We start from the raw sequence: 21,864 nt of genomic DNA, 5'->3' as shown, positions 1-21,864 counted from the left end.
CATGAGCGGCAACCCCCCTGCAATCTTCCTGATGGGCCCGACGGCAGCCGGCAAGACCGACCTGGCCATCGAACTCACCCGCCATCTGCCCTGCGAGCTGATCAGCGTGGATTCGGCGCTGGTCTACCGCGGCATGGACATCGGTACCGCCAAGCCCGACCGGGCCACCTTGGCGGCGCACCCGCACCGGCTGATCGACATCCTCGACCCGGCCCAGAGCTATTCAGCGGCCGAGTTCCGACGCGATGCCCTGCAAGCCATGGCCGAGATCACCGCACGCGGCAACATTCCGCTGCTGGTGGGTGGCACCATGTTGTATTTCAAGGCGCTGCTCGACGGGCTGGCGGACATGCCTGCCGCCGACGCCCACGTGCGCGCCGAACTCGAACACCTGGCGCAGACCCAAGGGCTCGAGGCGCTGCACCGGCAATTGGCCGAGGTCGATCCGGTGTCGGCCGCGCGCATCCACCCCAACGACCCGCAACGCTTGATCCGGGCGCTGGAGGTGTACCGCGTCAGTGGCCTGAGCATGACCGCCCACCGCGCGCGTCAATTGGCTGAAAGTCGCGACGCAGACGCAGGCGCGACCGGGCATTTACCCTATACTGTCGCCAGCTTGGCCATCGCGCCTACAGATCGTCACATTCTGCATCAGCGAATTGCGTTACGATTTTCTCAAATGCTGGAACAGGGCTTCGTCGGCGAGGTCCGAAAGCTGCGAGATCGAGCGGATCTGCACACCGGCCTGCCGTCCATTCGGGCGGTGGGCTATCGTCAGGTCTGGGACCATCTCGATGGCAAACTGGATGAGAATGAGATGCAGGAACGCGGTATCATCGCCACGCGCCAATTGGCCAAGCGGCAGTTCACCTGGTTGCGCGGCTGGTCCGACGTACACTGGCTGGACAGCCTGGCCTGCGACAATCTGTCCCGCACCTTGAAATACCTGGGAAGCGTCTCCATATTGAGCTGAGTCCCCGCCTATTGCCGGCTATCCTTGCGAAGGTCGGCAGAATTCGTAGTTTTTCCAGAATTTCTATTATTGATCCTTACAGGAGTGCGGCATATGTCAAAAGGGCATTCGCTACAAGACCCTTACTTGAACACCTTGAGAAAAGAAAAGGTCCCGGTATCCATCTACCTCGTCAACGGGATCAAGCTGCAAGGCTCCATCGAGTCCTTCGACCAATTCGTGGTACTGCTGAAGAACACCGTCAGCCAGATGGTCTACAAGCACGCCATTTCCACCGTCGTCCCGGCCCGTCCGGTACGTCTGCCAAGCCCGTCCGATACCGAGTCAGGTGACAGCGAACCAGGCAACGCCTGATAGGAGCCCGCATTGTTCTTTGAGCGCCACGGTGGTGGTGAACGGGCGCTGCTCGTTCACTTGGAAGGTCAGAACCCTGAGGCGCGCGAAGACCCGCAGGAGTTCCAGGAACTGGCGCTGTCGGCAGGCGCCGACATCGTCCAGCTGTCGACGGTGACGCGCCATCAGCCTACAGCCAAGTTCCTCATCGGCAGCGGCAAGGTCGAGGAACTGCGCGACCTGGTCAAGGCCGAGCACGTCGATCTGGTCATCTTCAATCACACCCTCACCCCCAGTCAGGAACGCAACCTCGAGCGTGTGTTCGAGTGCCGTGTGCTCGACCGGACGGGGCTGATCCTCGACATTTTCGCCCAGCGCGCCCGTACCCATGAGGGCAAGCTGCAGGTCGAACTGGCCCAGCTCGAGCACATGAGCACGCGTCTGGTGCGCGGCTGGACCCACCTCGAGCGGCAGAAGGGCGGTATCGGCATGCGCGGCCCGGGCGAGACCCAGCTGGAAACCGACCGTCGTCTGTTGCGCGTGCGTCTGCGGCAGATCAAGTCGCGTCTGGAGAAGGTGCGCAGCCAGCGTGAGCAGGCCCGCCGCGGTCGGCGTCGCGCCGACATCCCTTCGGTATCCCTGGTGGGCTACACCAACGCCGGCAAGTCGACGTTGTTCAATGCCTTGACCACCTCGGACGTGTACGCCGCCGACCAGCTGTTCGCCACCCTCGACCCGACCCTGCGGCGTCTGGAGCTCAAAGACCTCGGCCCGATCGTGCTGGCCGACACCGTAGGCTTCATTCGCCACCTGCCGCACAAGCTGGTCGAAGCGTTCCGCGCGACGCTCGAGGAATCGAGCAATTCCGACCTGCTGCTGCACGTGATCGATGCCCATGAGCCCGAGCGCATGGAGCAGATCGAACAGGTATTGGAAGTGCTGGGCGAGATCGGTGCCGAAGGCTTGCCGATCCTCGAGGTGTATAACAAACTCGACCTGCTCGAAGAGGTCGAGCCGCAGATCCAGCGCAATGCCGACGGTAAGCCGGAGCGGGTCTGGGTGTCGGCGCGCGATGGGCGTGGTCTGGAGCTGGTGGGCCAGGCGATCGCCGAGTTGCTGGGTGATGACCTGTTCGTCGGTACGTTGCGCCTTGGGCAGCAATTCGCCCGTTTGCGTGCACAGTTCTTTTCCATGGGCGCCGTGCAGAGCGAGACTCACGACGAAGACGGTAGCAGCCTCTTGAGCGTGCGTCTGCCTTGGGTCGAGCTCAACCGTTTGGTCACCCGCGACGGGCACGAGCCACAGGCGTTCGTGGCGCAACACACTTTGCAATAAATGCCCGTAGCAGTGTTCGGGCAGTGATATCAGGCATTCTGTAGCATTGGCCGGCGCGCCGTGGGCGCGTCTTTGCTTTATCAGATGGAGAGCGCTATGGCTTGGAATGAGCCGGGTGGCAACTCGAACAATCAAGATCCCTGGGGCGGTCGACGCGGTGGCGGCGGCGGCGGTGGCGACAAAAAGGGACCACCGGATCTCGACGAAGCCTTCCGCAAGCTGCAAGACAGCCTCAATGGCATGTTCGGCGGCAAGAAACGCAGTGGCGGTGGCGGCAGCGACCGCAACGCTGGCAAGGGCGGTGGCCTGGGCCTGTTGGGCATCGGCCTGGCCGTGCTGGCGGCCATCTGGCTGTACAGCGCCGTGTACGTGGTCGACGAGCAGGAGCAGGCCGTCGTGCTGCGCTTCGGCAAGTACCACGAAACCGTGGGGCCCGGCCTGAACATCTACTTCCCGCCGATCGATCGCAAGTACATGGAGAACGTCACGCGCGAGCGGGCCTATACCAAGCAGGGGCAGATGCTCACCGAAGACGAGAACATCGTCGAGGTGCCACTGACCGTGCAGTACAAGATCTCCAACCTGCAGGACTTCGTGCTCAACGTCGACCAACCCGAGATCAGCCTGCAACACGCCACCGACAGTGCCCTGCGCCACGTGGTGGGCTCGACCTCCATGGACCAGGTGCTGACCGAAGGCCGCGAACAGATGGCCGTGGACATCCGCGAGCGTCTGCAGCGCTTCCTCGACACCTACCGTACCGGCATCACCGTCACCCAGGTCAACGTACAGAGCGCGGCAGCTCCGCGTGAAGTGCAGGAAGCCTTCGACGACGTGATCCGCGCCCGCGAAGACGAGCAACGTGCCCGCAACCAGGCCGAGTCCTACGCCAATGGCGTGGTGCCGGAGGCCCGTGGTCAGGCGCAGCGCATCATCGAGGACGCCAACGGCTACCGCGACGAAGTCATCGCCCGCGCCAAGGGTGAGGCCGACCGCTTCACCAAGCTGGTCGCCGAGTACAACAAGGCCCCCGACGTCACCCGTCAGCGCCTGTACCTGGAGACAATGCAAGAGGTCTACAGCAGCACCAGCAAGGTGTTGATCTCGACCAAGGACGGGCAGAACAACCTGCTCTACCTGCCGCTGGACAAGATGGTCGAAGGCAGCCGCAACGCGCCTAGTACCTCGGCCGGTGCGTCGTCGTCGAACAACGACGCCGCCGCTCGTGCCGCGCAGGACTCGCAATCGCAGCAACAGGCGCCACGCACCAGGGAGAGCCGCTGATGAGCAATAAATCGCTGTTCGCCCTGATCGCCCTCGTGGTGGTCGTCATCGTCGGTTGGAACTGCTTCTACATCGTCGCGCAAACCGAGCGTGCGGTCATGCTGCAGTTCGGTCGCGTGGTCCAGGCCGATGTCCAGCCCGGCCTGCATGTGAAGGTGCCGTACGTCAACCAGGTGCGCAAGTTCGACGCCCGCCTGATGACCCTCGACGCGCCGACCCAACGTTTCCTGACCCTCGAGAAGAAGGCCGTGATGGTCGACGCTTATGCCAAATGGCGGGTCAAGGACGCCGAGCGTTACTACACCGCCACCTCCGGCATGAAGCAGATCGCCGACGAGCGTCTGTCGCGTCGTCTGGAAAGTGGTCTGCGTGACCAGTTCGGTAAACGCACGCTGCATGAAGTGGTGTCCGGTGAGCGTGACGCGTTGATGGCCGACATCACCGCTTCGCTGAACCGCATGGCCAACAAGGAGCTGGGGATCGAGGTCATCGACGTGCGCGTCAAGGCCATCGACCTGCCCAAGGAAGTCAACCGCAGCGTGTTCGACCGCATGAGCACCGAGCGTGAGCGTGAAGCCCGCGAGCACCGCGCCAAGGGTAACGAGCTGGCCGAAGGCATCCGTGCCGACGCCGATCGCCAACGCCGTGTGCTGCTGGCCGAAGCCTACCGCGAAGCGGAAGAAACCCGTGGTGATGGCGACGCCCAGTCGGCCGCCATCTACGCCAAGGCCTATGGCCAGGACGCCGATTTCTACGCGTTCTACCGTAGCTTGCAGGCCTACCGCGAAAGCTTCTCCAGCAAGAGCGACGTGCTGGTCCTGGACCCGAAGAACGAGTTCTTCCGTTACCTGGACAAGAGCAAGCCGTAAGCGATCCATCTCCGCCGGGCAGCTAAAACGCCCGGCGGGGTGCATCCCGAATCAAAAGGGGTGTATGATCAGGCAGCCGGGAAATCCCCGGCTTTTTTGCGTCTGCAAGGTCCATTCGCGTCACGCGTCGGACCTGCTTCGTCAAGGCGCAACGTATTCACAGGGTGTTGGTACGGTGGCAGCGCTGGGTTCAGTGCTGCCCGCTGCTGTGCGTCAATACCTGCTTCAATCAAGGCTGCCCACGGGCAGACCGCCCGGACCAGAGGGGAAATGGCGTCATGGCAACGGTAGACCGCTGGCTTCTGCCAGATGGCATCGAGGAAGTACTGCCACCTGAAGCGGCGCGCATCGAAATCGCGCGCCGCCAGGTGTTGGACCTGTTCCAGAGCTGGGGTTACGAGCTGGTCGTCACCCCCCATATCGAGTACCTGGAATCGCTGCTGACCGGCGCCGGCCAGGACCTGGATCAGCGCACCTTCAAGGTGGTCGATCCGCAGTCCGGTCGCCTGATGGGCTTCCGCGCCGACTTCACCCCGCAGGTCGCACGCATCGATGCCCACACCTTGCGCCGCGAAGGCCCCAGCCGCCTGTGCTATGCCGGTAGCGTACTGCACGCGCAGCCACGCGCGCTTTCCACTTCGCGCAGCCCCATCCAACTGGGCGCCGAGCTGTACGGCGATGCCAGCCCCACCAGCGATGTCGAAGTCATCAGCCTGATGCTCGCTACGTTGCAGCTGACCGACGTTGCCGATGTGCACATGGACCTTGGCCACGTCGGCATCTACCGCGGCCTGGCGCGTGCCGCCGGGTTGTCCGGCGCGGTCGAGCAACAGCTGTTCGATGCCCTGCAACGCAAGGCGGTCGACGAAGTGCACGTGCTGACCACCGGCCTGCCACACGACCTGAGCGCCATGCTGCGCGCCCTCACCGAGCTGTGCGGCAGTCGCGAAGTGCTCAACGAAGCACGGGTGCGCCTGGGCCGTGCCCCGGCCAGCGTGCTGGCGGCGCTCGACGATCTGCTGGCCATCGCCGATCGTCTTGCCGCCCGTTACCCTGACCTGCCGCTGTACTTCGACCTTGGCGAATTGCGCGGCTACAACTACCACACCGGTGTGGTGTTCGCGCTGTTCGTGCCGGGCGTAGGCCAGTCCATCGCCCAGGGCGGTCGCTACGACGACATCGGTGCCGACTTCGGTCGCGCCCGTCCGGCCACGGGCTTCTCCACCGACCTCAAGACCCTGGTGACCCTGGGTCGCGCCGAAGTGCAGTTGCCCAACGGTGGCATCTGGATGCCCGACAGCAACGACACTGCGCTCTGGCAGCAGGTCTGCCAATTGCGTGGCCAAGGCCAGCGTGTGGTCCAGGCTTTGCCGGGCCAGCCGCTGAGCGCGGCGGTGGAGGCCGATTGCGATCGGCAACTGATTCAGCAAGACGGGCACTGGCAGGTACTGCCGCTCGCCCTTTAGTTTCTGCGTCGGCCGTTGCCGGCACCAAGTTTGCGAATGAGGACAAGTATCATGGGTAAGAATGTCGTCGTCCTGGGCACCCAGTGGGGTGATGAGGGCAAAGGCAAGATCGTCGATCTGCTGACCGAACACGCCGCTGCCGTAGTGCGCTACCAAGGCGGCCACAACGCAGGCCATACCTTGGTGATCGACGGTGAGAAGACCGTCCTGCACCTGATCCCTTCGGGCATCCTGCGCGAAGGCGTGCAGTGCCTGATCGGCAACGGTGTGGTGGTCGCGCCCGATGCGCTGATGCGCGAAATCACCAAGCTCGAAGACAAGGGCGTACCGGTGCGCGAGCGTCTGCGCATCAGCCCCGCCGCGCCGCTGATCCTGGCCTATCACGTCGCCCTCGACCAGGCCCGTGAAAAAGCCCGTGGCGAAGCCAAGATCGGCACCACCGGCCGTGGCATCGGCCCTGCCTACGAAGACAAGGTCGCACGCCGCGGCCTGCGCGTGGGCGACCTGTTCCACCGCGAGCGCTTCGCCGCCAAGCTCGGTGAGTTGCTGGACTACCACAACTTCCAGCTGGTCAATTACTACAAAGAGCCGGCCATCGATTTCCAGCAGACCCTGGACGAGTGCATGGAATACGCCGAGCAGCTCAAGCCGATGATGCTCGACGTCACCGCCGAACTGCACAACCTGCGCCGCGCCGGCAAAGACATCATGTTCGAAGGCGCGCAAGGTTCGCTGCTCGACATCGACCACGGCACCTACCCCTACGTCACCAGCTCCAACACCACCGCCGGCGGCATCTCCACCGGCTCCGGCGTGGGGCCGATGTACATCGACTACATCCTCGGCATCACCAAGGCCTACACCACCCGTGTCGGCTCCGGTCCGTTCCCCACCGAGCTGTTCGACGACACCGGCGCCACCCTGGCCAAGCGCGGCCACGAGTTCGGTTCCACCACCGGGCGTGCCCGTCGTTGCGGCTGGTTCGATGCGGTCATCCTGCGTCGCGCCATCGACGTCAACAGCATCTCGGGTATCTGCCTGACCAAGCTGGACGTGCTGGACGGCCTGGAGACCATCAACATCTGCGTGGGCTACAAGAACGCCGAAGGCGATGTGATCGAAGCACCGACCGACGCCGACAGCTACATCGGCCTGCAGCCGGTGTACGAGACGCTGCCGGGCTGGAGCGAGTCGACCCTGGGCGTGAAGAGCCTCGACGGCCTGCCGGCCAACGCGCGTGCCTACATCACCCGCATCGAGGAACTGATCGGCGCGCCGATCGACATCATCTCCACCGGCCCGGACCGCAACGAAACCATCGTGCTGCGCCATCCGTTCGCCTGATCCGCTTCGGCTGATCGACCAGGCGCCGCGCTTCCGAAAGGGGCGCGGCGTTTTCGTAGGTGCCGGAAAATCCCAAGCTAACGAAGACCAAGGCGGCTTTTCAGACAAGCCCTAGGCCTTCGTGTAAACGACGCCGTTAACGGCATAACCCTTGCTGTAAGAAATTTCTGTCGATGCCATCAAAATAGTGGCGCCAGAAACACGAGGGTTACACCGTGTCTGCCATCCTTTCATTGTTACGAAGCCGCCTGTTGCGGCCTGTGTTTGTTGCCCTGGGTATCGCTCTGCTGGTTCAGGTGCTGGTCGCGGTGGTGCTGACCCGCAGTACCGTCACCTCGCTGGAATCGGACCTGGAGAAGCGTTTCGGCGATGACAGCCGCGAGCTGGCCAACGAGCTGCAACAAGCCGGGCAAGAGGTGCGCTCGGGCCTGGACGGGCTGTCCAACAGCACTCGGCAACGATTGAGCGCCGGTCTGTCTGCCCGTTTGCAGAGCGAACAGCAGCAGCTGCGCACCACCTTGGAGAACAACCTCAAGGAGTCGGCCAACGACATGGCGCAATTGCTCGCCTCGGTGGCGCCGCGGGCGATCTGGGACAACGACGTACCGGTGCTGTCGGATTTCGCCCGGCGCGCGCAGCGTAACCCCAACGTGCTGTTCGTGATCTACGACGACGCCCAGGGCCAGCACCTGACCCGCTATCTCAACCGGCAGAACCCGATCAACCAGGCGTTGCTGGAAAAAGGCCAGGGCGAACGCGCGCTGGACAAGGTGCTGGAGGCGGCGCGCCGCGATCCTGCGGTGTACTTCGTCGAGGCGTCGATCAACCCTAACGGCGTCGAGATCGGCAAAGTGTTGATGGGTGTATCCACGGCCGCCATCGACAACGAACTGAAGGCCCTCGACCAGCGTTTCGCCGCTTTGATCGGCAGCGGCGGCAAACTGGTCGAAGACAGCCTGGCCGGCGCAGCCTCGGACAGCGGCAACGTGCTGCGCCAGCGCCTGGAAAAAGCCCAGGCCAGCGCCGCCGCCATGCAGGCCAACACCGCCGAGTCGGTACGCCAGGCCGCCAGCGAGCTGCGCTGGCGCATCGGCCTGACGCTTGCGGTGATCGGGCTGGGTGTGCTGTTGCTGGTGGCCGTGGTGCTGGGGCGTCGGGTCTTGAGCAAGGTGCGCCTGCTGATCGCCGCGCTCGACGACCTGGCCGCCGGCGAAGGCGACCTGACCCGCCGTGTGCCGCTCGACAGCCGCGACGAACTGGGCGACATGGCCTCGGCGGTCAACCGTTTCATCGACAAGCTGCAACCGATCGTACGCGAGGCGGGCGCCGTCGCGCAGCGCACCGGTGTCGAGATCGATGCCATGGCCCAACGCAACGCCGGTGCCGATACCGCTGCTGCGTTGCAGCGTGACGAGGTGGCGGCCAGCCTGCGCGACCTGTCGAGCATGGCCGACGAGGCGCAAGCGGAAAGCCAGGCCATGCAAGCGGCCTTGCAGCAGGTGGTGGACATTCGCCAAGCCACCGACGAGAACAGCCGCAGCTCCACGCAACTGGCCGGTCTGATCGAAAACCTGGCAGGGCAGGTGGACACCGGCTCGCAGGTGATCGAGCGCCTGGCCCAGCAGAGCCAGCAGATCGAGGTGGTGCTGACGGTGATCCACGGCATCGCCGAGCAAACCAATTTGCTGGCGCTCAATGCTGCGATCGAAGCCGCGCGCGCGGGTGAGACCGGCCGCGGTTTTGCGGTGGTGGCCGATGAGGTGCGTGCGTTGGCGAGCAAAACGCAAAGCTCCACCGGCGATATCCAGGCGCACATCACCGCGCTGCAACAAGGTGCCAGGGACGCCGTGGCCACGATCGGTCAGGCCGGGTTGAAAGCCAGTGAAGGGTTGAAGGTGCTGCGTGACAACGAGCGTCGTCAGCAATCGGTGCAAACGGCCGTGGAGCAGGTGCACGCCGCCATCGGCCTGGCCACTCGCGCGGCCGAGCAGCAGGCCAGCGGCGCGCAGGCGGTGCGCGGTCGGGTGGAAACCATCCATGCCCAGGCCGAGCGTTCGGCGGCGGTGGTGATGCAGACCACCGCCAGCAGCAAAGTGCTGGACGATCTGGCAGGGCAGCTACGGGCGAGCCTCGGGCAGTTCAAGGCGTGAAAGGTGCAGGCGTCCGAGGCGGCTGCGCCGTCTCGGACGTTGCGTGGAAGGGAGATTCGAACCGCGTCGCCCTTGGGCGCCGGCTCATCAGGCTCTGTTCAGATACATCCGCGTAGTCAGCAGGTACACCGGCAAGCCCGACACCAGGATCAACAACGCCGCATAGGGCGCCGCTGCGGCGAACTCGACGTTGGCGGTGTGCGCCCATACTTCGGTGGCCAGGGTGGTCATGCCCGTGGGGCTGAGCAGCAGGGTCGCGGTCAGCTCCTTCATGGCATCGAGAAACACCAGGGCGAAGGCGGCGGCCAGGGCCGGGAAGATGATCGGCAGGGTGACTCGGCAGAATGCGCCCAGACTGCTGGCGCCCAGGGTGCGTGCGGCTTCTTCCAGGGTCGGCGAGGCCTTGTTCAAGGCCGTGCGCACTGGCGCCTGGGCCAGCGGCAGGAAGAGCAGGGCATAGGCCAGGATCAGCAGCGCCGTGGTCTGGTACAGCGCCGGCACGTAGTGCAGGGCGAAGAACACCAGGGTCAGCGCGATCACCAGGCCCGGCAGGGCATGCAGCAGGTACGGCAGACGCTCGGCCCAGATCGCCAGGCGGCCTTTGTAGCGCACCACCAGGAAACTGATCGGCAACGCCAGTAGCACGCAGAACGCCGCGCCACCGAGCGACACCGACAGCGAGGTGAGCAATGCCTTGCCGATCTCCGCCACCGGGAAAGCGGCCGAGGAGCCTACGCTCAGCCAATAGCCCAGCATGGCCAACGGAATACCGCTGCCCAGCACCGCCAGCCCCAGGCAGAACGCTTGTGCCAGTGGCGTCCAGCCCTTGAGCCGCACCGGCGCGGCACGCCGCGCGACACCCTGGCCGATGCGCACGTGGCGGGCCTTGCCGCGCACCCGCAGCTCCAGCCAAAGCATGACCAGGCACAGCGCCAGCAACACCGCCGAAAGCATGGCGGCGTTGGCGTTGCTGAATTCCAGTTCGAACTGTTGGTAGATCGCCGTGGTGAAGGTTTGCAGGCCAAGGATCGACAGCGCACCGAATTCCACCAGCATGTGCAGCGCGATCAACAGCGCGCCGCCCAGCATCGACGGCCACAGCAGCGGCAGGGTGACTTTGAAGAACACGCCCCAGCGGCTGCAACCCAAGGTGCGCGCCGACTCCTCCAGCGAGGTGTCGACGTTGCGCAAGGTCGCCGCCACCGGCAGGAAGATCAGCGGGTATTTGGACAGCGCCATCACGAAGATCGCCCCGCCCAAGCCTTCGAAGTCAGCGCTCAGCGACACCCAGGTGAAACTGCTGACGAACGACGGCACCGCGAACGGCAGGCACAGCACCACACCCCATAGGCGGCGGCCGGGTAGGTCGCTGCGTTCGAGCAGCCAGGCCAGGGCCATGCCGACGACGATGCACAGCGCGGTGACGCCTGCCAGCAACAACAGGGTGTTGCGCAGCAACCCCCAGACGAAGGGCCGCCACAGCAGGTGCAGCGCCTCCTGCCAACCCGCTTCCCACGCTTTGATGGCCACATACAGCAACGGCAACGCGCTCATCGCCACCAAGAACAGGACGGGCAGCACCACCCAGATCGAGGGGCGCTTGCGCCGCGGTACGTAACGCAGGGTGGCGCGGGTAGGCAGGGCGGCAGTCATCAGAGCAGACCGACCTCACGTTCGAGTTCCAGCGCTTCTTCGGCATTGCCCAGGTCAGCAGGGGTGATCTTCGGCGGACGCAGGTCTTCGAACGGCTTCAGGCCGCGGTCGGAAACCATGCCCTTGTGCAGCGGGTATTCGGCAGTGGTCTGGGTGATGACCCGCTGGCCTTCTTCGCTGGCCATCCAGTTGAGCAGCGCCTGGGCTTCTTTGGGATGCTTGCTGGCCTTGACTGCCGCAGCGCCGGAAATGGTCACCAGGCCGCCGGCGTCGCCGTCTTCGAGGTAGTACAGCTTGGAGTCGAGCTTGCCGCGCTCGCGCTCCAGGGCGTACCAGTAGTAGTTGTTGACCAGCACGGCGGCGACTTCGCCTTTTTCCACGGCTTTGAGGGCGACCATGTTGTTGGTGTAGGTCTTGCCGAAGGCCTTGAGCCCGGTCAGCCACTCTTCGGCCGCTTCCCGACCGTGCATCTTGAGGATCGCCACGGCCTGTTCCTGGAACGCACCGCTGGTGGGCACGAAACCGACGCGGCCGTCCCACTCGGGGTTGGCGAAGTCCATCACCGTCTTGGGCAGGTCTTTCTCGTCGATCTTCTTGGGGTTGAACACCACCACACGGGTACGTGCGGTCACGCCCATCCAAGTGCCGTTGGCGGCTACGTATTCCTTGGGCAGCATGTCCAATGTGGTCTGGTCGATCTTGGCCAGCAGGCCCAGCTCGCCCAGGTTGTTCAGGGGTGGGGATTCTTCGGTGTAGATGATGTCGGCCGGCGAGCGGTCGCCTTCCTCGATGATCTGGCTGGCCAGCTGGTTGCTGCTGCCCTTGCGGATATCGATATGGATGCCGGTCTTGGCCTCGTAGGCCTTGGCGATGGCCTCGCCGATTTCCTTGTGCTGGCCGTTGTACATGGTCAGCGTCACCGGGTCGGCGGCCATGGCGGCTGGCGCACCGATGGCCAGGCCCAGTACGGCGGCGGCCAGGGTACGCATCAGCGAATTCGAACGGATCGTCATGCGGGTCTTTCCTCGCTTACGGCAACATATTTGGAAACAATGGTAAACGAAATCGTTTCTCAAGTGGCCGCATGGAAGAAAATTCATTCGCGTCTTGCGACCCTCCTGTCACGTGCCCGGGTTCGAGGCTGCGCGCAGGTTTCCGTGGTTCGGCGCAATTGCCGAGGCGTCATGACCTGGGGAGGCGGCGGCGGGCTACCCGCGCGGCTTCATGCGCCACGCAGATCCTCGGCCAACGCTTCGAGCAGGAAGAAGCTGGCGCATGGCGACTCGACGCATTGCGATTGTGCGCCGGTGCGGTAGTAGTGCCCGGCGAAGCACCCCGTTTCCCGGACCTGGGCGGCCAGTCGGGCATTCTGTCGGCAGGCCTGTTCGCGCAGGGCGGCCGATTCGGGCAGCAAGCGCGCCAGCCGCAGCAACGCCAAGGAGGCGATTGCCACGGCGCATCCGTCCAGCTCGGCCGGATCGGGCAGCGCGCCGCAGGCCGCTTCACCCCAGCGCCGCATCCAGTACCGGCATGCCTGCTCGGCAGGCTCGGCATAGGCATCGCCCATGTGCCTCACCGCCTCGGCCAGACCGAGCATGGCCCACGCCTGGCCACGCGCCCAGGCGCCGGGTCGAGCGGTCTGCCAGACGCCGTCCAGGCCAATACTGGACTGGTGGGCCCAGGCGCCGGAGGCGGTCGCCAGATGGCGCAGGCACAGTCGTAGATGGCTGTGCGCCATCGCCTGCAACCCATCATCGCCTGGCAGGTGCAGCAACGCCAGGGTCGGTGCCAGGGCGTCGATGTCGAGGGTGCGCGCACCATGTTCGCCAGCGCCAAGGCCTGGACCCAGCAGCCAGCCCCCTAGTGCGGGCCGGTAGTCCTCGGCCAACGCTGCGGCGGCGCGAACGGCCAGCGCATGGGCCTCTGGGCACTCCATGCGTTCGCTACCGAGGGCCGCGCCGTAGGCGAACACGAAGCTGCGGTTGAGGCTAGGCTCGGCCAGCATGGACTCGAGCCGCTGGCAGCTCGCGCGGGCATGCGCCAAGTGCCGCGGCGAGCCACTCTGCGCCGCACGTTGCCACCAGCAGCCGCTCCACAGACCGCCCAGCCAGGAGCCGCGACGCGACAGCTTCCACACGGCACTGTCGGCTGGGCGATACAGTGGAAACAGCTCGCCGCAGTGGTCGGCGATGCCGTCCAGGCGTGTGTTAAGGATGTCGACCGCCTCGGCCTTGTCTGCCTCGAACACGTGCCAGGGCGTCTGGGTGCCGGGTTCACGCATGGCCGGCATGGCTTGGCGCCCCGCCATGACGTCGTGCCCGGTACAGGCTGCGGCACAAACCCGCGCCCAGGCACAGTGCGGCCAGCAGCAACAGCCAGGCCGCCGCGAAGCCGCCCGGCTGGCGCAGCATGGCGCCGAACAGCGGTGGGCCGAGGGCGATACCGCCGAAGAACCCCAGCGACAGCATGCCTGCGCTGCTCGCTACGCCACCGAAAGCCGGCTCGCGTAGCAGCATGCCCATGGCCACCGCATTGCTCGCCACCAGCGTCAAACCCATACCGATCACTGCGAACCACAACGGCCAATGGCGCAACGGCGTCGCCTGCTGCATCACCAGCAGCGTGCCCAGGCCCAGCAGGAACAGCCCGCCCAGCAGCACGGTTTCGTCCGCCAGCCGTGCGCCCAGCGGCGTCAGCAGCAGGCGCGAGGCGATGCCCATGACGCCGAACGTGCTGACCATCAGACCGATGCTCGCCGCCGACACGCCCAAGCTGCTGGCGTACACGCCGAAGAAGGTGATGAACGCCGACAGGCACAACCCGGCACAGGCCTGGATCGCCATCAGCCGGCGCAGCCAGCCGTTCGGAGCGCTCAAACGCAGGCTGGGTTTGGCAGTCTGCGCCGCCGTGGGCAAGCGCAGCATGACCCAGGCCGCCAGCAGCAGCGCCAAGGGCGCCCAGCATGCCAGCGCCATCCGCCAGCCCAGCCAGCCGCTCAAAGAGGGCAACAGCAGCCCTGCCAGGAGGGCCGAGACTTGCACGCCGGCCTGCTTGATCCCGACCAGCGTGGCTTTGGGGGCCTCGCTGGCCTGGGCGATGGCTTGGTTGGTGGCCGGGTTGGCCAGCGCCTGGGCGACGCCGCAGAACAGCAGCGCGACGACCACACCGGCGAATCCTGGCAGCACCGCTAACAAGCCGAACGACAGCGCCACCAGCAGAAACAGCGCCAGCAGCCCACGGCGCGAGCCGATGCGCTGCACCCAGGTGCCAGCCCAGGGCGACAGCAGCGCGGCCAGACCGAAGGCGCTGGTGGTCAACCAACCCAGGTGCTCGCGGGCGATGCCCAAGTCAGCGACCAGTTGCGGCCCAAGTATGCCCAAGGCGTAGAACACCATCATCGGCAGGCCCATGGCGCAGGTGAGCAGGGCGGCGAGGGGGAGGTGTCTGTTCATGTGATGGCCTCGCATGGGCAAAGTGAAGGCGCCGCGCAGCAGGCCGCGACCGTGTGCAACGTCTTGAAAGGCTTTGTGCCTGGCGTGACCAGGCGCCGTAGCGCCGTCATGCCAGGGCCTCGTCGAGGGTGGGGGCAAGCCCCGGCAAATGGGACGGCGCGCCGGGTGCGCTGGCCTTGAGCAGGTCACGGCCGATCGTGCTGATCAGCGCGTCGTCGGTGCCGTCGAGGATGTGCGTGGTACGTGCCTGACGGTAGATGCCCGATAGCGGCGACAGCTCGCTGAGCCCTTCGGCGCCCATCACCTGGACCGCCGAATCCACAGCGCCCGACAAGGCGTCCGAGGCCGCCAACTTGGCCAGGTTGACGGCAATGGCGTCGTGCTCGCCACGGTCGAAGCCGTCCGCCGCATCGTGCAACAAGCCCCGCGCAGCGGCGATGTCGCGATACACCCGGTACACCCGCGCCCGCAGCAGTTGCTTGTCGGCCAGCCGCGCCTGCTGGCCACGGGCCGAATGCACGCGCGCGCAGAGCAGGTCGAAACAGCGCTGCGCCAGGCCCAGCCAGTGCGCTGCGCGCAGCAGTCGGCCCAGGCCCAGGCGCTGTTGCATCAGCGCCAGGCCTTGGCCGGGTCGTCCGAGCACCTGCCAGGGTTCGATCCGCACGTCGTCGAAACGCAGCTCACCCTGGCCCTGCTGGCGGCCCAGCAAGGCCAGCGGGCGGACGAATTCGAAGCCGCTCGCCTCGCGCGGCACCACCAGCATGGTCAAGGCTCCATCCAGCGCGCCGTCCGCCGTCCGCGCGATGACCGTGGCGAAGTCGGCGCGGCCGGCGCGGCAGATGAACCATTTGCGGCCGTTCAGCCGCCAGTGGTCGCCCTGCCAACGCGCGCGGCTGGCGAGGGTGGCCGGGATCGAGCCGATGCTGTCGGGCTCGGACATCGCATAGCAGGGCAGCGCCTCACCACGCACCAGAGGCACGAAGAAGCGCTCGCGCAAGGCGCCCCGTGCGTGCTGGCCCAGCATGTAGGCATCGAGCGTGGCATCGCCGCCGAGGATCGCCGGGGCGAACTCGCTGCGGCCTTCTTCGGCGGCGATCGGCAGGTAGTCGCGCAGGCTCGCCACCCGTCCGCCGTCGGCGAGCGGGTAGAAGTTGCCGAAGATTCCAGCCGCGCGGGCGCGCTGCTGCAACGCCCGGGTCAAGGCCGTTGCGGCCTCGTCGCAAGCGCCCAGGGCCAGTTCGTTGGGCAGCACCTGCTGCTCGACGAACTGGCGCACCCGTTGGCGCAACGCGTCCAGATCCTGACTGGCGTGCTGCATGTTCAACCTACCTGCCGGGTCGGTTCGACCAGGCCCTGGGCATCGGCGGCCAATGCGCGCTTGTCGATCTTGCCGGCCGGGGTGAGCGGCAGGTGGCGGTAGAAACGCAGGTACTCGGGCAGCTTGTTCACCTCCAGGCCCTGCTCGCGCAGGAACTGGGTGATGTCCTGCAAGGCGAACCGCGCTGCGCCCTCGCGCAGGGTCACGCACAGGCACACGCGCTGGCCCAGGTCCGGGTCGGGCACCGGCACGCAGGCCACGGTCACCACATCGGGGTGGGCCATGGCCAGGCCTTCGATCTGCACGGGGCTGATGTTGGCGCCCCCGCGGATGATGATGTCTTTCTTGCGCCCGGCCAGTACCAGGTAGCCCTGTGGGTCGATCAGGCCCAGGTCGCCGGTCTTCACCCAGCCTTCGGCGTCGCGGTAGCGCGCGTCGAGCTCCGGGGCGTTGACGTACTGCATGGGGCTCAGCGGCCCGCGCGCGGTGATCTCGCCGACCGCGCCCTGTGGCACTTCACGGCCCAGGTCGTCGACGATGCGGATCTCGCACACCGCCGGATTGGGCTTGCCGACGCTGCCCAGTACCACGTCCAGCGGATCGTCCAGGGTGTTGTGGCAGTTCACCCCGTCGGCCGAGCCATAGAGGCTGATGAAACCGCAACCGAAGCGCTCGGTGCAGCGCAGCACGGTGGCTTCGTCGATCACCGAGCCACCACAGATCAGCCCGCGCAGGCTCGACTTGTCGATCTGCGCCAGGGCCGGGTCGGCGGCGATGCGCTGGAGCATGGTCGGCACGCCGAGGATGAAGGTCGGACGCAATTGCTCGATGGCTTTGACCGCCTCGCCGACGTCGAAGCGCGGCAGCACCACCAGCGAGCCGCCGAGCCAGGCCAGTACGCCGAAGGTGGCGGTGGAACCGAACGAAGAACCTAGCGGCACCAGGTACAGACCGCGGAATTCGGCGCCGTCGCTGCTGATGCGTTGCAGGAAGCGTCCGCGTCCGCCGACCAGGGCATTGTGCGAATAAGCCACCAGCTTCGGTTCGGACTCCGTCCCCGACGACACCAGCAGGCGCACCGGAGAGTCCGGGCAGACCTTGGGCAGGCTGGGCGTGGGCAAGGGCTCGCCGTCGAGCAAGCGTGCCAGGGTCGACCACCCGGCGCGCGGTTCGCCATCGACGATCAGCACGCGCAACGACAGCAGCGTCGGGCGCAGCGATTCGATCACTTCGCACAGGTCGATGTCGGCGTAGCGCTGCGGCACGATCACCGCACGGGCATCGCAGCGGCGCACCAGCGATTGGATGTCGAGTTTGCCACGCCCCGGCGGGAAGGGCGCGACGATGGCGCCAAGGGCCGCGACCGCCAGGTCGATGGCGCAGCAGTGCCAGCTGTTGCTCAGCTGATACGCCACCACGTCACCGGCGACGATGCCGTTGTCGCGCAGGCTGCCGGCCAGGCGCAGCGCTGCGTCGAGCAGGTGGGCATAGCTGATGTCGCCGTCCGGGGACAGCACGGCCGGCTTGTCCGGCGTGGCGGCGGCGCGCAGGCGGAACAGGCTGAAAACGTCCTGATTGGGGTAGCTGCCGTCCTCGCTCCAGCGGCGACGGGTATGCAGAGGGACCAGATCAATGATGCCAGCGGTGTTCATCGGAAACTCCACGGTGATTGAACAGAACGGTAGGTGCGTTGCGTCAGGCACGGCGCCAGGCGTGGGTCGGCACCGAGCAGGGCGAGGTCTTGGTGGACGAGGCCGGCCGGGATGCCTGCGTGCAGGCAGGCGTCGACCCAGTGTTCGGTCGGGGCACCGGCCAGGCACTGGCGCAGGTATGCGGGGCTGGCCTGGCCGCCCAGCAGTTGGCTCAGGGCCTGGTGCTGCTGGCGGGTCTGGCAATCGAGGGCGAGCAGCCCGTCGGCAGTGGCGAACACGCCTTGCAGGTAGGCGGCCGGTCGCTCGGGCGCCTGGCCGGCGAGCAGCAGGTCGGCGGTGCCGAGCAGCGAGCTGTGCAGGCGTGCGCCGCGGCCGTGCAGTTCGCGGTCGAGCAGGGCGGCGCAGATGCCTTGCGCACTGACCACCCCGCCCAGTACGTCGAGCGCGGTGAACAGCGTGCCGCCGCGGGTGCCCGAAGCAGCGGCGACCTGCGCAGCCACGCCCGACCAGGCCTGCACGGTGAAGTCGGTGCCGGGCGCGTCCACGGCGGCGTCGCCCCAGCCGCCGGCGTAGGCATGGATCAGCTGCGGGTGCATGGCGTGCAGGTCGTCGGCATCGAGCGCCAGCTGCGCGGCCTTGCCCGGCGCCCAGTTATGCAGAAACACGTCTGCCTCGGCGCACAGCGCGTGGATCTCGGCGCGGCCGGCAGCCGTTTTGATGTCGACCTCGCGCACGCGCTTCAAATGGTTGAGTGCATCGAAACGCACCGAACAGTCGTCGGCGCACGGCGGCATGTTGCGCAGCGGATCGCCCCCTGGTGGTTCCAGACGAATGACTTCGGCACCGAGCAGGGCCAGCAGGTGGCCGGCCATCGGTCCTTGAATGCGCCGACAGGATTCCACCACGCGGATGCCGTGCAGCGGCAGCGCGCCACCTGCTTGGCGCGGCACGAGCGTGCGGGTGGCGCAAGCCGGGTTGCGTCGGTACTGCCAGGGGCTGGCCAGGCTGGCGGGATGGTCCGCGTCCGCCTGGCGCTGGGCCAGGCTGCGCAGGGGCACCAACGCCACGCCACAGTCGCGGGCGATCTGCTGCAAGCGCGCCAGCGGTTGCCTGGCCAGGGCCTCCAGGCACTCGGCCGGCATGGCCGCAGTGGCGCGGGCGTAGCGCAGCAGGAAGCCTTGCCAGGCCTTGCCGGCTACCGCATCGCTGACCTGCAGCGTGCGCCAGAACAGGCGCCAGGGCTGGCTGTCGAGGGTCTCCAGTTCGAACAGGGCGCCGTCGGCGGAGACGAACGGCGGGCGGGCCAGGGCATCGTCCCGACCGGGCAGCAGGTGTTCGGCGTCTTCCGGCGCGGTGGCGCCTGCCAGATATTGGCCGACGCTCAGCAAGGCGCCGCTGGCCGGGGTCAGCGTCACCTCGCGCAGCGGGGCACCGCGCAACTGGCCGACTGCGGCCGCCAGGGCGGCCTGCCAGCTCAACGCGGCATTCAGGCAGGCAAGGTAATTCACGCCCAGGGCCTGGGGCCTGCCACTGGCGCGGCCGTGCACCGACATGAGGCCACAGGTGGCCTGGAGCGTGAACTCGGTGGACAACCCCATCGGCAGCGTCGGCAGGCCGCGCCAGCGGACATGCAGTGGCGCCAGGTCGGGATGGTGCAGGCTGAGCGCCGGCGCGTCGCCGGCGACGGCATTGCCCATAGGGCGCAGGCCAAGGCCGTTGCCCTGGTGGGCCAGCGCGGCGCTCAGGCTCTGCCAGGCAGGCAGGCAGGGGCCGCTACGCCAGGCCAGGCCGGCGTCGTGCAGAATCGGGGGCATGTCGAGGTTCTCGGGCTGAGAGGAGTAGGCGTCCAACACAAGGTCGGGTGGCCGCACGCGCCTCCCTGCGGGGCGCGTGGTGAAAAAAGCGATCAGCCGCCGGCGACTGCCGGCAGCACGGTCAGCGTATCGCCGGTCGCAGTGCGGGTGTCCAGGCCTTCGGCGAAGCGGATGTCGTCGTCATTGACGTAGAGGTTGACGAAGCGGTGTACCTCGTCGCCCTGCACCAGGCGGGCTTTGATGCCAGGGTAGTGGGCATCCAGGTGGTCGATCAGGTGGCGTACCGTCTCGCCTTGGGCCTGGACCTTCTTCTGGCCTTCGGTGAGGGGGCGCAGCAGGGTTGGAACCATGACTGAAACCGACATGTGAATCTCCTGTATGGGGTAACCCGAGCCGCCGCAGAGGCGGTCAGCTCAAGCGTGGATGGCCAGCTGTTCCTCGAACACACGCCCTTCGACGATGCGGAAACTGCGGACCTTGTGCCTGGCCTGGGGCCAGGTCGAAACGATCAGGTAATGCACGGCCGGATCGCTGGCCAGGGCGATGTCGTCGCGGCTCGGCCAAGCTTCGCTGGCGGTGTGCGAGTGGTAGATCACCTGGCATTGCTCGTCACGCTCGTCCAGCTCGCGCCACACCCGCAACTGCTCGCGCGGCTCGAAACTGAACCAGGTGGCCGACGCCGCCTGATTGCGTAGCGGGATGACCCGCGAGGCCAGCGTCGAAGCGTTTTGCGAGGCGATCACGCCACAGGCCTCCAAGGGATGCTCGGCAGCGGCCTGGCGCTCGACCTGCGCAAGCGCCGCGCGGGTGATGTGCAAGGGCATGGCGCGGCCTCAGTAGCTCGGGAGCGCAGGTTCGATGTCGCGCACCCAGGCCAGCACGCCACCTTCGAGGTTGCGCACCCGATGCAGGCCGAGTCGGCGCAGCTCGCTGGACACCGCTTGCGAGCGCAGCCCCGACTTGCAGGTGATGACCAGGTCGGCGTCGGCGCCGAAACGTTGCAGGATCTGTTCGGCGACTTGGGTGGTCTTGGGCATCAGCAAGGCGCCGTCGATGCGCACGATGTCCCACTCGGTAGGCTCGCGCACGTCGATGATCACCGGCGCCTGGCCGGCGTCCCTGAGCGATTTGAGCTGCGCCGCGCTGATGTGCGCCACGGGTTCGGCGTGCGCTGGGTCCGGGCGTTTCAGACCGCAGAAGTGCTCGTAGTCGCTCAGCGCGGTGATCGGTTGGCGGTCCGGCAGCGGGTGGATGGCCAGCTCGCGGTAGCTCATGTCCAGCGCGTCGTAGACCATCAGGCGGCCCAGTAGCGGGTCACCGATGCCGGTGATCAGCTTGATCGCCTCGGTGGCCATGATCGAGGCGATGGCCGCACACAGCACCCCGAGCACGCCGCCTTCGGCGCACGACGGCGCCAGCTCCGGGGGCGGTGGCGCAGGGTAGAGGTCGCGGTAGTTGAGGCTGCGGCCGTCGGGCGCGTTTTCCCAGAACAGCGAAGCCTGGCCTTCGAAGCGGAAGATCGAGCCCCAGACGTAGGGCTTGTCGGCCAGTACGCAGGCGTCGTTGACCAGATAGCGGGTGGCGAAGTTATCGGTGCCGTCGAGGATCAGGTCGTAGCGCGAGAACAGGGCCACGGCGGTATCCGGTTCCAGCCGCTCGCTGTGGGTGAGCACCTCGACCAGCGGGTTGAGCCGGGCGATGGCCTGGCGGGCGCTGTCGACCTTCAACGTACCGATGCTCTCCACGGTGTGGATCACCTGGCGTTGCAGATTGGACTCATCGACCCGGTCGAAGTCGATCACGCCCAGAGTGCCGACGCCGGCAGCAGCGAGGTAGAGCAGGGTGGGCGAGCCTAGCCCACCCGCGCCGATGACCAGCACCTTGGCGTTTTTCAGACGGCGTTGTCCGTCCATGCCCAGGTTGGGGATCAGCAGGTGGCGGCTGTAGCGGTTGATTTCTTCGCGCGTCAGCTCGGCACCGGGTTCGACCAGTGGCGGTAGGGTCATATCGCTTTCTTCCATTCAGTAGATACGAACTGTAACCATTTTCATTTGAATTGCTGGTCGATTCAATGTGCCGGGTCGGGGCTTTCGTATGGCAAACGGGCAAATTGCTATGCGCGGCGGGAAATGTTCGACACGAGCGGGATGGGTCGGCGTTTCGAGGCCATTGCGCCTGGTCACAAGGGCAGCGAGGGCGTCGTGCGCTGTTCGCACGGCGC

At 66.4% G+C, this 21,864-nt stretch carries 18 protein-coding genes; 8 read left to right on the top strand and 10 right to left on the bottom strand.

The window, feature by feature from the left end; all coding sequences use genetic code 11:
• Nucleotide 1: 1 nt before the first annotated feature.
• From miaA to AA0Z93_RS04590, 8 genes are all read left to right on the top strand, one after another.
• Nucleotides 2-973: a tRNA (adenosine(37)-N6)-dimethylallyltransferase MiaA gene (gene miaA / locus AA0Z93_RS04625; protein WP_413046191.1), complete on the top strand. Its 972-nt coding sequence runs from the start codon at nt 2-4 to the stop codon at nt 971-973.
• Between the two features lie 93 nt (nt 974-1,066).
• Nucleotides 1,067-1,327 (top strand): RNA chaperone Hfq, encoded by a 261-nt coding sequence (gene hfq / locus AA0Z93_RS04620; RefSeq protein ID WP_313731273.1) that lies wholly within the window; start codon nt 1,067-1,069, stop codon nt 1,325-1,327.
• Between the two features lie 12 nt (nt 1,328-1,339).
• Nucleotides 1,340-2,641, top strand: a complete 1,302-nt coding sequence (gene hflX / locus AA0Z93_RS04615; RefSeq protein WP_413046192.1) for a ribosome rescue GTPase HflX — start codon at nt 1,340-1,342, stop codon at nt 2,639-2,641.
• 96 nt (nt 2,642-2,737) lie between these two features.
• The gene (gene hflK / locus AA0Z93_RS04610; protein ID WP_413046193.1) at nt 2,738-3,925 is read left to right on the top strand and encodes an FtsH protease activity modulator HflK; all 1,188 of its coding nucleotides are present in this window, start codon (nt 2,738-2,740) and stop codon (nt 3,923-3,925) included.
• Nucleotides 3,925-4,794, top strand: a complete 870-nt coding sequence (gene hflC, locus AA0Z93_RS04605; protein ID WP_413046194.1) for a protease modulator HflC — start codon at nt 3,925-3,927, stop codon at nt 4,792-4,794. Before hflK ends, hflC begins: the two co-directional genes overlap by 1 nt.
• Nucleotides 4,795-5,072: 278 nt before the next feature.
• Nucleotides 5,073-6,260 carry an ATP phosphoribosyltransferase regulatory subunit gene (locus AA0Z93_RS04600; protein WP_413046195.1) on the top strand — a complete coding sequence of 396 codons (1,188 nt, stop codon included), beginning with the start codon at nt 5,073-5,075 and terminating at the stop codon, nt 6,258-6,260.
• A 51-nt stretch (nt 6,261-6,311) separates the two neighbouring features.
• Nucleotides 6,312-7,604: an adenylosuccinate synthase gene (locus AA0Z93_RS04595; protein WP_413046196.1), complete on the top strand. Its 1,293-nt coding sequence runs from the start codon at nt 6,312-6,314 to the stop codon at nt 7,602-7,604.
• A 215-nt stretch (nt 7,605-7,819) separates the two neighbouring features.
• A complete protein-coding gene (locus AA0Z93_RS04590) occupies nt 7,820-9,754 on the top strand; it encodes a methyl-accepting chemotaxis protein (protein WP_413046197.1) in 1,935 nt (644 codons plus the stop codon).
• 87 nt (nt 9,755-9,841) lie between these two features.
• On the opposite strand, the gene AA0Z93_RS04585 is transcribed toward AA0Z93_RS04590, so the two are convergent.
• From AA0Z93_RS04585 to moeB, 10 genes are all read right to left on the bottom strand, one after another.
• Nucleotides 9,842-11,407: an ABC transporter permease gene (locus tag AA0Z93_RS04585; protein ID WP_413046198.1), complete on the bottom strand. Its 1,566-nt coding sequence runs from the start codon at nt 11,405-11,407 to the stop codon at nt 9,842-9,844.
• Nucleotides 11,407-12,420 (bottom strand): extracellular solute-binding protein, encoded by a 1,014-nt coding sequence (locus tag AA0Z93_RS04580; protein WP_413046199.1) that lies wholly within the window; start codon nt 12,418-12,420, stop codon nt 11,407-11,409. The genes AA0Z93_RS04585 and AA0Z93_RS04580 overlap by 1 nt, the downstream gene beginning before the upstream one ends.
• 209 nt (nt 12,421-12,629) lie before the next feature.
• The gene (locus AA0Z93_RS04575; protein WP_413046200.1) at nt 12,630-13,697 is read right to left on the bottom strand and encodes a glucuronyl hydrolase; all 1,068 of its coding nucleotides are present in this window, start codon (nt 13,695-13,697) and stop codon (nt 12,630-12,632) included.
• Complete coding sequence (locus tag AA0Z93_RS04570; protein WP_413046201.1) at nt 13,681-14,859, bottom strand: MFS transporter; 1,179 nt, start codon at nt 14,857-14,859, stop codon at nt 13,681-13,683. Before AA0Z93_RS04570 ends, AA0Z93_RS04575 begins: the two co-directional genes overlap by 17 nt.
• Before the next feature lie 106 nt (nt 14,860-14,965).
• Nucleotides 14,966-16,177 carry an acyl-CoA dehydrogenase family protein gene (locus AA0Z93_RS04565; protein ID WP_413046202.1) on the bottom strand — a complete coding sequence of 404 codons (1,212 nt, stop codon included), beginning with the start codon at nt 16,175-16,177 and terminating at the stop codon, nt 14,966-14,968.
• A gap of 2 nt (nt 16,178-16,179) precedes the next feature.
• The gene (locus AA0Z93_RS04560; protein ID WP_413046203.1) at nt 16,180-17,829 is read right to left on the bottom strand and encodes a class I adenylate-forming enzyme family protein; all 1,650 of its coding nucleotides are present in this window, start codon (nt 17,827-17,829) and stop codon (nt 16,180-16,182) included.
• Nucleotides 17,826-19,643, bottom strand: coding sequence for a CoA transferase (locus AA0Z93_RS04555; RefSeq protein ID WP_413046204.1), 1,818 nt, complete (start codon nt 19,641-19,643; stop codon nt 17,826-17,828). Before AA0Z93_RS04555 ends, AA0Z93_RS04560 begins: the two co-directional genes overlap by 4 nt.
• Before the next feature lie 92 nt (nt 19,644-19,735).
• On the bottom strand, nt 19,736-20,008 hold the full coding sequence (locus tag AA0Z93_RS04550; protein ID WP_413046205.1) for a MoaD/ThiS family protein: 273 nt from the start codon (nt 20,006-20,008) through the stop codon (nt 19,736-19,738).
• 48 nt (nt 20,009-20,056) lie between these two features.
• Nucleotides 20,057-20,467, bottom strand: a complete 411-nt coding sequence (locus tag AA0Z93_RS04545) for a Mov34/MPN/PAD-1 family protein (RefSeq protein WP_413046206.1) — start codon at nt 20,465-20,467, stop codon at nt 20,057-20,059.
• 9 nt (nt 20,468-20,476) lie between these two features.
• Nucleotides 20,477-21,649, bottom strand: a complete 1,173-nt coding sequence (gene moeB / locus AA0Z93_RS04540; protein WP_413046207.1) for a molybdopterin-synthase adenylyltransferase MoeB — start codon at nt 21,647-21,649, stop codon at nt 20,477-20,479.
• Between the last annotated feature and the right edge of the window lie 215 nt (nt 21,650-21,864).

This window comes from Pseudomonas phoenicis, assembly GCF_047302395.1.
In the GTDB taxonomy this organism is placed as follows: domain Bacteria; phylum Pseudomonadota; class Gammaproteobacteria; order Pseudomonadales; family Pseudomonadaceae; genus Aquipseudomonas.
Note: the sequence above shows the minus strand (reverse complement) of the source record. Positions and strands in the feature narration are given on the sequence as shown.